This window comes from Aeromicrobium sp. (genome assembly GCF_014378035.1).
Classification (GTDB): domain Bacteria; phylum Actinomycetota; class Actinomycetes; order Propionibacteriales; family Nocardioidaceae; genus Aeromicrobium.
This window is the reverse complement of sequence record NZ_JACMOM010000080.1, coordinates 1-11,416: the sequence shown is the minus strand read 5'-3', so window position 1 is coordinate 11,416 and position 11,416 is coordinate 1. Positions and strand designations below refer to the sequence as shown.

10 protein-coding genes are annotated in these 11,416 nt (G+C 67.1%); 5 read left to right on the top strand and 5 right to left on the bottom strand.

The window, feature by feature from the left end; genetic code table 11:
• Together H7290_RS04310 and H7290_RS04305 are read right to left on the bottom strand one after the other, a co-directional pair.
• The coding region (locus tag H7290_RS04310) for a response regulator transcription factor (protein WP_290512787.1) at positions 1-455 on the bottom strand (455 nt) is incomplete at its 3' end.
• A complete protein-coding gene (locus H7290_RS04305) occupies positions 452-2,026 on the bottom strand; it encodes a GAF domain-containing protein (protein WP_290512786.1) in 1,575 nt (524 codons plus the stop codon). The genes H7290_RS04305 and H7290_RS04310, both read right to left, overlap by 4 nt.
• Before the next feature lie 466 nt (positions 2,027-2,492).
• On the opposite strand from H7290_RS04305, the gene H7290_RS04300 reads away from it, so the two are divergent.
• The 5 genes from H7290_RS04300 to H7290_RS04280 all read left to right on the top strand — a co-directional run bounded on the left by H7290_RS04300 (position 2,493) and on the right by H7290_RS04280 (position 9,324).
• Positions 2,493-4,118 carry an ABC transporter substrate-binding protein gene (locus H7290_RS04300; protein ID WP_290512785.1) on the top strand — a complete coding sequence of 542 codons (1,626 nt, stop codon included), beginning with the start codon at positions 2,493-2,495 and terminating at the stop codon, positions 4,116-4,118.
• 80 nt (positions 4,119-4,198) lie between these two features.
• On the top strand, positions 4,199-5,287 hold the full coding sequence (locus H7290_RS04295; RefSeq protein WP_290512784.1) for an ABC transporter permease: 1,089 nt from the start codon (positions 4,199-4,201) through the stop codon (positions 5,285-5,287).
• Positions 5,287-7,932, top strand: a complete 2,646-nt coding sequence (locus tag H7290_RS04290; protein WP_290512783.1) for a dipeptide ABC transporter ATP-binding protein — start codon at positions 5,287-5,289, stop codon at positions 7,930-7,932. The genes H7290_RS04295 and H7290_RS04290 overlap by 1 nt, the downstream gene beginning before the upstream one ends.
• A 77-nt stretch (positions 7,933-8,009) precedes the next feature.
• Complete coding sequence (locus H7290_RS04285) at positions 8,010-8,873, top strand: oxygenase MpaB family protein (RefSeq protein ID WP_290512782.1); 864 nt, start codon at positions 8,010-8,012, stop codon at positions 8,871-8,873.
• Positions 8,874-8,955: 82 nt separating this feature from the next.
• Positions 8,956-9,324 carry a hypothetical protein gene (locus H7290_RS04280; RefSeq protein WP_290512781.1) on the top strand — a complete coding sequence of 123 codons (369 nt, stop codon included), beginning with the start codon at positions 8,956-8,958 and terminating at the stop codon, positions 9,322-9,324.
• A gap of 10 nt (positions 9,325-9,334) precedes the next feature.
• Here H7290_RS04280 and H7290_RS04275 read toward each other — a convergent pair whose 3' ends face one another.
• The 3 genes from H7290_RS04275 to H7290_RS04265 all read right to left on the bottom strand — a co-directional run bounded on the left by H7290_RS04275 (position 9,335) and on the right by H7290_RS04265 (position 11,267).
• Positions 9,335-9,961 (bottom strand): MBL fold metallo-hydrolase, encoded by a 627-nt coding sequence (locus H7290_RS04275; protein WP_290512780.1) that lies wholly within the window; start codon positions 9,959-9,961, stop codon positions 9,335-9,337.
• Positions 9,961-11,046 (bottom strand): S-(hydroxymethyl)mycothiol dehydrogenase, encoded by a 1,086-nt coding sequence (locus H7290_RS04270; RefSeq protein ID WP_290512779.1) that lies wholly within the window; start codon positions 11,044-11,046, stop codon positions 9,961-9,963. The genes H7290_RS04275 and H7290_RS04270 overlap by 1 nt, the downstream gene beginning before the upstream one ends.
• 74 nt (positions 11,047-11,120) lie before the next feature.
• Positions 11,121-11,267 carry a hypothetical protein gene (locus tag H7290_RS04265; protein ID WP_290512778.1) on the bottom strand — a complete coding sequence of 49 codons (147 nt, stop codon included), beginning with the start codon at positions 11,265-11,267 and terminating at the stop codon, positions 11,121-11,123.
• Positions 11,268-11,416: the final 149 nt, after the last annotated feature.

Here is an 11,416-nt window from a genome sequence, read left to right as displayed (position 1 = left end):
CTGAGCGGATCTTCCATGGGTCGGCCGTCGCGGATGCGGGCGAGGACTCGCTGCGTGACGGCGGGGTCGAGCAGCGACTGGCCGGCGGCGACGCGACGCACGGCATCGACGAGGTCGGTGCCGCGCACCTGCTTGAGCACGTAGCCGGCGGCGCCCGCCATGATCGCGGAGAAGAGGGCGTCGTCGTCGTCGTAGGACGTCAGGATGATGACCGCGATCGACGGGTTGGCCGAACGGATGTCGCGACACACCTCGATGCCCGTGCCGTCAGGAAGCCTCGCGTCGAGCACGGCAACATGGGGCTCGAGCACCGGGATGAGCTGGGCTGCCTCCTTGGCCAGACCTGCTTCGCCGACGACCTCGATGTCGGACTCCTGCTCGAGCAGGTCCTTGAGGCCACGGCGCACGACCTCATGGTCGTCGAGGAGAAATATCCGGATGGGTGAATCGCTCATGACCTTCTCCTCGGGACGTCCCAGTGAATCTGCGTACCTCCGCCGGGCTTGCTGCTGACCTCACAGTGCCCGCCGAGGAGCTCTGCCCGCTGACGGAGGTTGTGAAGACCTGTTCCCGGCGCGGCCGTACCAAGCCCACAGCCATTGTCGACGACGACGAGGTCAATGTCATCGCCGACGTCGAGCACGATGAGGACTTCGCTCGCCTCGGCGTGCCTGACGATGTTGGACAGCGCCTCGCCGACGACGGCGACCAGGTGCTCACGGACGTCGTCGGTGACGACGCTCTCGACCGGCCCGACGAGTCTGAGCTCGGGGGTGAATCCCAGCAGGTCGGCGGACTGACCAATGACCTGCTCCAGCTCGGCGCGCAGCTCTCCGCCCGACAGCGGGCCGCTCAGCGCGAAGATCGTGCGGCGGATGTCCTTGATCGTCTCGTCGATCTCATCGATCGCCGACGAGAGGCGGGTCGACGCCTCGCGCGACGTGATGAGCTTGGTGGTGTTGTCGAGCATCAGCCCGATCGCAAACAAACGCTGGATCACGAGGTCGTGCAGGTCGCGGCCGATGCGGTCGCGGTCCTCCAGCACCGTGAGCAGACCCTGGTCCTCCTGCGCGCGCGCCACCATCAGGACGAGCGCCGCCTGCTCGGCGAAGCGCTGCGGGACGACCGGGTCGAGCTCCCACCGGTCGGTCTGGTGTCCCTTGAACCATCCGACGATGAGTGTGCCGGTCTCGTCGCCGGTGCGCAGCGGCAGCTCCATGAGCGACCCGAGGTCGGGCCACGACGGAGTCTTGTGAGGCTCGTACCTCGGATCGCGATCAGAGTTGGGCACGACGACCGTGGCGCCGGTGCGTGCGACATCGCCAGCGATGCTCCGTGTGGCGTCGACGCGCTCGCCGAGCACGCCGTCGACGGGGATGCCGGACACCGCCTCGACCATCAGCGTGGCGTCGTCGACCGGCATCAGCAGACCCACGAAGTCGGCCGCGGCCACGAGACGGGCACGATCGACGACGAGCTGGAGGGCCGAGTCGCGGGAGATGGGCCCGAGAAGCGCTGTGGTGATGTCTGCCGCCGCCTCGAGCCAGAGCCGCTGCCGCTCACCCTGCTCGTAGAGTCGGGCGTTCTCGATGACGACACCGGCGGCAGATGCCAGGGCCAGCACGACTTCTTCGTCGGCATGGCTGAAACCACCCTCTTTCCCGCCGAGGTAGAGGTTGCCGAACAGGAAGTCGTGGATGCGGATCGGGACGCCGATGAACCGGATGGCGCCGTTGCGCCGCTCCTCGACGGACCCTGCGTCGGACAACATCTCGACGAGAAGCTCGCGACCGGAACGCTCGCCACCGGCGGACTCTTCCATTCCGTACGTCGCCCACGAGCCGATGCGCCGGTCGGAACGACGATCGAGGACGTCGAGGTAGCCGAACTCAGCGTCGACGAGGTCGCCGGCCTGGCGCAGGATGCGGCCCAGCAAACCGTCCAGGGACAGGTCTGACGACACCGCGGCCACCGCCTCGAGAACGCGACGGAGGCGCTCAGTCGTGACCTTGGCACTCCCAGCCATGTCCCCCCACTCTTCCTACGGGAAGAGTACGTGGCTCGGGGTAGGGCTGGAGCGGTTTCCCGACCTTCACCGACGATGTGCAGGACCTAGGTCTCTGCCGCGGGCCGGCTCGGGATTGGAAAATGGGAACGTCTTGCTTGCCCCGTGGTGGAGGGCTCTCCCTGCCTCCGTGACGACGCGGATTCTCCCTCCGCAGACTCACCATCCCCGGCCTCCAATCGTCGAGGGTGACAACAGGCGGCACGACGCTCGCGGCCGCTCCCGGCCGTACGAGCGACAGCCCCCGCTGTGCCGTGGCCCCCGCCGCACAGCGGGGGCTCTTGGCGTTCCGTCAGTAACCAAACTGCAATATGGCGTGGCCGCTGTGCCCCCATCAGCGCGTGTAGCGTGCGGACAGGCTCGATCCCATCATGTGGAATATTTCGCCGCAGCCTCTCGGGCGCGGCTCGACCAAATCAGGAGAGCAATGAAGAACTTTCGGCGGGAAACCGCGGTCATCGCGGCAACGGCACTGGCCAGCATCGCGCTGGCTGCGTGCGGGCAGAGCAAGGACAGTGGCAGCTCGGGTGCGGGGCTCATCGTCGGCACCACCGACAAGGTCGTCTCGATCGACCCGGCCGGCTCGTACGACAACGGCTCGCTGAACGTCCAGACGCAGGTCTACCAGTACCTCCTCAACTTCCCGGCCGGCAAAACGACGCTCACCCCCGACGCCGCGTCCAAGTGCGACTTCGCCACCCCCACGACGTACGTCTGCACCATCAAGGACGGGCTGAAGTTCGCCAACGGCCACGACCTCACGGCCTCCGATGTCGCCTTCTCCTTCAACCGCATCGTCAAGATCGCCGACCCGAGCGGGCCCGCCTCACTCCTCGGCGCGATGAAGTCGGTCGAAGCCACCGACGCCAAGACCGTGACCTTCACGCTCGCCGCAGCGAACGACCAGACGTTCCCGCAGACCCTGGTGACGTCGGCCGGCCCCATCGTCGATGAGGAAACGTACCCCGCCGACAAGGTCATGGACGACGACGCCGCAGTCAAGGCCAACGGCTTCTCAGGCCCGTACACGATCGAGAAGTATGACAAGAACCAGCTGGCCGAGTTCAAGGCCAACCCCGACTACGACGGCACCTACGGCAAGGCCAAGACCGCCAAGGTCACGATGAAGTACTACGCCAAGTCGGAGAACCTCAAGCTCGACATCAAGAACAAGGACATCGATGTCGCGTTCCGCTCGCTGACCCCGACCGACGTCGCCGACCTCGACAAGACCGACGGGATCAAGGTCTTCACCGGCGCCGGCGGCGAGCTCCGCTACATCACGTTCAACCTGAAGACGATGCCCGGCGACGACCCCGACCAGAAGCGGGCCGTCCGCAAGGCCATGGCGGCGTCGGTCAACCGCAGTGAGCTCGCGACACAGGTGTACAAGGACACCTTCACCCCGGCCTACTCGATGGTGCCCGACGGCCAGGTGGGTGCGTCTGAAGCATTCAAGGACGCTTACGGCGACGCCCCCGACAAGGCGATGGCCAAGAAGTTCCTCGACGATGCCGGAGTCAAGACACCCGTCGACATCAAGCTGCAGTACAACCCGGACCACTACGGCTCGAGCTCGGACCAGGAGTACAACGCGATCAAGCGTCAGCTCGAGGCGTCGGGCCTGTTCACGGTCGACCTGCAGTCGACGGAGTGGGTGACCTACTCCGAGGAGTACAACGCAGACGCCTATCCGGTCTTCCAGCTCGGCTGGTTCCCGGACTTCCCGGATGCCGACAACTACCTCTCGCCGTTCCTCGCCCCCTACAAGAAGGACAAGAGCGGCAACTTCACCAACTCGCACTACAACGATGAGGACACGGCGTTCGTCGACCCCACGATGACCAAGCTCCTCGATGATGAGAGGACAGACAGTGACAAAGTCTCCCGTGAGGCCACGCTGAAGAAGATCCAGGACCGCGTCGCGTCCGAGGTCCCCTACCTGCCGCTCCTCACCGGCTCGCAGGTCGCCGTCGGCGTCGATTCGGTCCAAGGGCTCGACAAGACGCTTGATGCGTCGTTCAAGTTCCGGTTCACCTCACTGTCGAAGTGACCTGACAGGAGGGGGCGGGCCCGCGCGGGTCCGCCCCCTCCTGCCTTACGTATGTTGTGACAAACCCACCGGAGGAACACATGGCCACCGCCGACATCCTCGCGCCACTCGATCCGTCCGCCGCGCGACCACCGTCCCGCCGCCGAGGCCCACTGACCCCGCTCACGCGCTACCTGCTCGTGCGTCTGGGGCTCCTGCTCCCCATGGTGTGGGTGCTCGTCACGATGGTGTTCGTGCTGATGCGCGTCATCGGCGACCCCATCTCCGCGGCACTCGGCGGACGGCTCACCGCTGCGCAGATCGCCGAGCGCAAGGCACAGGCGGGCCTCGACCGGCCGATCCTGACGCAGTACTGGGAGTACCTCTCGGGCCTGTTCCGTGGCGACTTCGGCACGACGCTCACCGACAACCGACCGGTGTCGGAGATTCTCGTCCAGAACGGAGCCGCCACCCTCGAGCTGGCGTTCTGGTCGCTGATCGTGGCCTTCGGCATCGGCATCCCTCTCGGCCGCCTCGCGGCGCGCTACCGCGACCGTCTCCCGGACGTCCTGCTCAGGCTCTTCTCGATCCTCGTCTACGCAGCGCCGGTCTTCTTCGTCGGTCTGCTCCTCAAGCTGGCGTTCACACCGTTCGGCTGGCCCTCGTCGGGTCGGGCCAGCATCGCCAACGAGCTGACCCTCCAGGACGTCCACCCGAGGACCAACATCATGATCGTCGACTCGCTGCTCTGGGGCGATCCGGCCATCATCGGCGACGTGCTGAAGCACGCCATGCTGCCGGCGATTGCCCTTGGCCTGCTGACCGGGGGAGTGTTCCTGCGCCTCGTACGCGTCAACCTTCTGCAGACCATGCGCATGGACTACGTCACCGCCGCGCGGGCCAGGGGCGTCTCCGAGCGACGAGTCATGAACAAGCATGCGTTCCGCAACGCGCTCGTGCCGGTGGTCACGGTGATGGGCATGCAGGTTGCGCTGCTGCTCGGTGGGGCCATCCTCACCGAGGCGACATTCGAGTGGAAGGGGCTGGGCTACCAGCTGTCGGAATACCTCATCCGGCGTGACTTCCTCGCGGTGCAGGGCATCGTCACCGTCATCGCACTCATCGTGGGAGCCATGAGCTTCCTGATCGACGTCATCATCGCGTTCGTCGACCCGAGGGTGAGGTTCTGATGTTCTCTGTCCTCCGCCAGAGCCACGGGCTGCAGCGGTTCATGCTGCTGCTGGGATTCGCGCTCGTCGGCGCCTTCCTGATCATCGCGATCTTTGCCCCTTGGCTCGCTCCCTACAGCTTCAACGCCGACCGCTCCAACGGCGTCGTGTTCGGCACACAGCAGGCTCCGTCGGCCGCTCACCTGTTCGGCACGACAGTCGGTGGCACGGACGTCCTGTCGAGGGTCATCTTCGGTGCGCGTACTGCGGTCGAGGTCATCATCCTGGCCGTCATCCTGTCGGCACTCATCGGCGTCCCGCTCGGGCTCGTGTCGGGCTACCTCGGCGGGTGGCTCGACCGCATCCTGGTGCTGATCATGGACGCGCTGTACGCCTTCCCGTCACTGCTCCTCGCGATCGTCGTGTCGATCGTGCTGTCAGGCGGCAAGAGCGGCGCGATCGGTGGCATCCTCGCCGCCGCACTGTCGATCACGGTCGTCTTCGTGCCGCAGTACTACCGCGTCATCCGCAACGCGACGCTGTCGGTCAAGGCGGAGCCCTACGTCGACGCTGCCCGTGTCGTCGGCGTCCGCATGCCACGCATCCTGAAGAAGCACATCTTCTCCAACGTGTCGCAGTCGCTGCCGGTCATCGGCACCCTCAACGCGTCCGAGGCGATCTTGACGCTCGCGGGACTGGGCTTCCTCGGTTTCGGCATCGAGCCGTCGGCGGCAGCGGAGTGGGGCTACGACCTCAACAAGGCCCTGCCCGACGCCTCGTCCGGCATCTGGTGGACCGGTGTCTTCCCGGGTACTGCGATCGTCCTGATCGTGCTCGGGGCGACGTTGGTCGGCGAGAGCCTCAACGACATCCTGAACCCTCTGCTGCGCACCCGCAGCGGTGACAATCCCGAGGCCGACGAGGCCGAGATCCAGGCGGAGTTCGAGGACGTGACCGGCGACAAGTACGTCGCCCCGTCCGGCACCGGAGTCATGAGCAGCGGGTCGACCGGTGACCCGAAACGTGTGGCGGCGCTCTCCCTCACCGACCTCGCCGTCACCTTCCGCACCGACGCAGCATCCGTGCACGCCGTCAACGGCATCTCCTTCGACGTCGCCCCTGGGGAAGTCGTCGCCGTCGTGGGTGAGTCCGGCTCAGGAAAGTCAGTCAGCTCGCGCGCCGTGCTGGGGCTTCTGCCGTCGACGGCGGAGGTCAGCGGGTCAGCCAGGCTCGGCAGTCGTGAGCTGCTCGGCATGTCGTCGCGTGAGCTGCGGCCGATCCGCGGCGACCAGGTGTCGATGATCTTCCAGGAGCCGTCGACCGCGCTCAACCCCGTCTACACCGTCGGATGGCAGATCGTCGAGGGCCTTCAGGCGCACAGCAAGATCTCCAAGAAGGATGCCCGCAAGCGTGCCGTCGAGCTGCTCGACCTCGTCGGGATGCCCGATCCGGAGCATCGCGTCGGCTACTACCCGCACCAGCTATCCGGCGGCCAGAAGCAACGGGTCGTCATCGCGATGGCGATCTCGTGCGACCCCGACGTCATCATCGCCGACGAGCCGACCACGGCGCTCGACGTGACGGTGCAGGCAGCCATCCTCGAGCTGCTGCTGTCGCTGCGCGACCGACTCGGCACCGCCATCGTGCTGATCACGCACAACATGGGGGTGGTGGCCGACATGGCCGACCGTGTCGTCGTGATGTACCGCGGCAACGTCGTCGAGCAGGCACCCGTGAGTCAGCTCTTCTCTGCACCCAAGCACCCCTACACGCGGGCCCTGCTCGATGCGGTGCCTCACCTCGGCAAGGAGGACGGGCCGGGCCTCGTCGACGACAACGAGCTCGTGCTCTCGGTCGACGACCTGGTCGTGGAGTTCCCCGGCAGCCTCGGTCGCCCGGCGTTCCGCGCCGTCGACCATGTGTCGCTGGAGGTGCGCAAGGGCGAGGTGCTCGGCCTGGTCGGCGAGTCCGGCTCGGGCAAGTCGACCATCGGACGCGCGACGGTCGGGCTCCAGCAGCCCACCAGCGGAACAATTCACGTCTCAGGAAACCGGATCTCGGGCCTGTCCGACCGGCAGCTCCGGCCACTTCGATCACGGTTCGGGTTCGTCTTCCAGGACCCGGCGTCATCGCTCAACCCGCGGATGTCGATCCAGCAGTGCATCGCCGAGCCGCTGCACGTCCAGACCGACATGAGCCAGCCCGAGGTCGACGCGAAGGTGCGGTCGCTGCTCGAGAGCGTCGAGCTCGGCGGGTCGTACGCCGACCGCTTCCCGCACGAGCTGTCCGGTGGCCAGCGCCAACGGGTCAGCCTGGCCCGCGCGCTGTCTCTCGACCCCGACCTGCTGATCGCCGACGAGCCGACATCGGCCCTTGACGTCTCGGTGCAGGCACGCGTGCTCGAGCTGTTCACCGAGCTGCAGCAACGGCTGCAGTTCGCGTGCCTGTTCATCAGCCACGACCTGGCCGTGGTGGACACCCTCGCCAACCGCGTCGCGGTGATGCAGAACGGCAAGCTCGTCGAGAGCGGACCGCGCGGCCAGGTGCTGGGCGACCCACAGGAGGTCTACACCAAGCGACTCATCGCCGCCGTCCCCGTGCCCGACCCCGACGAGCAGCGACGCCGTCGCGAAGACCGCGGACACTTGCTCACCGACATCTCCTGACCCCTCCCACACCCGGGGGACGAAGGGCAGATGTTTGTTGGCGCGCCGGTCCTGCAACTCCGACGTACCGTTGAGGGGTGAATCCGCTCCAGGCTGTCCGTAAGCGCGTCGGCGACACGATCTTCGCGCGCGTCGCCGGTGACGAGGGCCCGGCGCGGCGCGATCGCATTCATTTCGCAGAGGGAGAACGGCGCTTCGGCCCGGAATCCGCGATCTACCGTGTGCACTCGGATGCGTCGATGTTCGTGGGGGGCCTCCGCGCACTGCTGCTCCAGTCGTTGCACCCCCTTGCCATGGCTGCGGTCGACGAGCACTCCGGCTACCGCGGCGACCCTTGGGGGCGACTGCAGCGGACCAGCACATTCCTCGCCGAGACGACCTTCGGCACGATCGAGGACTCGGACCGGGCCATCGCGGTGGTACGTGCGGTTCACGAACGCGTGCGTGGCACGGCTCCCGACGGCCGGCCATACGCTGCCTCCGACCCGCACCTCATCCGTTGGGTGCACGTCGCCGAGATCGACAGCTTCCTGCGTGCCCACGACCGGTACGGCGCACACCCGCTCGATGCCGCAGATCGGGACGCCTACGTAGCCGAAGCGGCGCATGTGGCGCGCGGCCTCGGAGCTGTCGACGTGCCGGAGACGGTGGCTGAGCTTGACCAGATGCTGGCCGACTACCGTCCCGAGCTCGAGGCCACTCCGGCGGCAAGGCAAGCCGCCCGCTTCATCCTCGTGCATCCGCCGGTGCCGTTGGCCCTGCGTGCTCCCTACGGCCTGCTGTCGGCCGCAGGCATCGCGATGATGCCGCGCTGGACCCGCTGGCCGCTCCGGCTGCCTTACCTCCCGCTGACGGAGGCGACGGCGGTGCGCACCAGCGGGGTGGCGATCACCGGGGCCATCCGCTGGGCCATCGGCACCGACCTACCGACTCCGAACTGAACATTCGTACGTGTCATTCGCCCCGCAGGGGGTAAGTTCACGTCGACTGCCGCAGCACCCAGATCCCCCAGGAGTGACCACCGTGAAGAAGATTCCCCTGCTCATCGTCGGCGTTGCCGGATATGTCCTCGGCGCCCGAGCTGGTCGCGAGCGCTACGAGCAGATCCGGGGCCAGGCGGACAAGGTCTGGAACAACCCGACCGTGCAGAGCGCCGTCGACGACGTCCAGACACAGGCAAAGCAGGCCGGGGCCGACGTCGGCAGCAAGGTTGCGGAGGCAGCGAGCGACGCGAAGACCAAGGTGACCGAGAAGGTCAGGGGTGACCCTGATCCCGCCTCAGACACCTACCGGCCGGTCGACACCGATCTGCTCGAGGACAGTGTCGTACACCTGCCACCCATGCCCGGTGGCCCGTCCGTCGTTGCCGACCCGGCCGCGCCCAGCACCTGACCCCCTCGGGTCACGACCCGTTGCTGATCCACTGGTCCAGATGAGGCCTCTCGGTACCGATCGTGGTGTCGTCGCCGTGCCCGGTGTGGACGACTGTCTCGTCGGGCAGGGTCAGCAGGCGCTCGCGGATCGACTCGATGATGGTGTCGAAGTCCGAGTACGACCGTCCTGTTGCTCCTGGTCCGCCCGCGAAGAGCGTGTCACCCGTGAAGACGACGCCGAGGTCGGCTGAGTAGAGGCAGGTGCTGCCGGGGGAGTGCCCGGGGGTCGACATGGCCCGCAGCACCGTACCCGCAACCTCGAATGTCGCGCCGCTGTGCAGCTCCTGGTCGGGCGGGGAGTCGTGCTCCGTGTCCCAGAGCATGCGGTCAGCCGGCGGGAACCACACCTGCGCGCCGGTGGCCTTGCCAAGCTCGACCGCCGCGTTGATGTGGTCGTTGTGCCCATGGGTCAGGACGACCGCCGTCACCGTACGGCCGTCGATCGCCTCGAGGATCGCGCCGACGTCGTGGGGCGCGTCGATCACGAGCACCTCGGCATCGTCACCCACGAGCCACACATTGTTGTCGACGTCCCAGCTTCCGCCGTCGAGCGCGAACTGCCCGGACGTCACGACCTTGTTGATGTGGGCGCCCATCAGAGCTCGACCACCGATCGCAGCACTGTGCCGTCGTGCATCTTGGTGAACGCTGCCTCGACGTCGTCGATACCGATCTTCTCGGTGACGAAGGCGTCGAGGTCGAGGCGGCCCTGCTGGTAGAGGTCGACCAGCATCGGGAAGTCGCGGCTCGGCAGGCAGTCGCCGTACCACGACGACTTCAGCGACCCGCCGCGTCCGAAGACGTCGATGAGCGGCAGCTCGACGGTCATGTCAGGGGTCGGCACCCCGACCAGGACCACGGTGCCGGCGAGGTCACGGGCGTAGAACGCCTGCTTCCACGTCTCGGGGCGACCGACTGCGTCGATCACCACATCGGCACCATTGCCGTCGGTGAGGTCCTGGACGGCCTTGACGACGTCGAGGTCCTTGCCGTTGATGGTGTGGGTGGCACCCATGTTCGTGGCCCACTCGAGCTTGCGGTCATCGACGTCGATCGCGATGATCTTGGCCGCGTTGGCCAGACGTGCGCCCGCGATCGCCGCGTTGCCCACACCTCCGCAGCCGATCACGGCGACCGAGTCGCCGCGCTGCACGTTGCCGGTGTTGATGGCCGCACCCAGGCCGGCCATGACACCGCAACCCAGAAGACCCACCGCAGCGGGGGACGCCTCGGGGTCGACCTTGGTGCACTGGCCCGCTGCCACGAGGGTCTTGTCGGCGAACGCACCGATGCCCAGCGCCGGCGACAGCTCGGTGCCGTCCTCCAACGTCATCTTCTGTGTCGCGTTGTGCGTGTTGAAGCAGTACCACGGACGCCCGCGCAGGCAGGCACGGCAGTTGCCGCACACGGCCCGCCAGTTGAGCACCACGAAGTCGCCGGGTGCCACATCGGTGACTCCCTCGCCAACTGCCTCCACCGTGCCGGCAGCCTCGTGGCCCAGCAGGAACGGGAACTCATCGTTGATGCCACCTTCGCGATAGTGCAGGTCGGTGTGGCACACACCGCATGCCGCGATGTCGACAACGGCCTCACCCGGACCCGGATCGGGTATGACGATGTTCTCAACGGTGACGGGTGCCCCTTTCGTGCGGGCAACGACTCCTCGGACGGTCTGCGGCATGGTGCTCCCTCTCGGTGACAACGGTCACTGAGACGTTATCGCCCACCCCCACATGCGGCCACCCACGGACACTGTCAGCGTCGGACCAGGGCGAAGCCGAGCACTGCAATTGCCCCGACAAGCAACCCGATCATGGGCAGGATCCACGGGTGCCGCGGTGATTCCAGAACCACTGCAGCACGCATCCGTCGGGCTATCTCTGCAGCGTCGATGGGGTCCACTCCTCCAGCCTACGGAGCGTGCACCCACCCTGACCCACCCAACCCGGGGCGGTGCCTCGGCGTCCAAGAAGCGCCGGGCGTGGACGCTCACCCGCCGCCACGGGTCGCGGGAAATCGCGGCGCGAGGGCCTGAGCCCAACCGTGTCCGG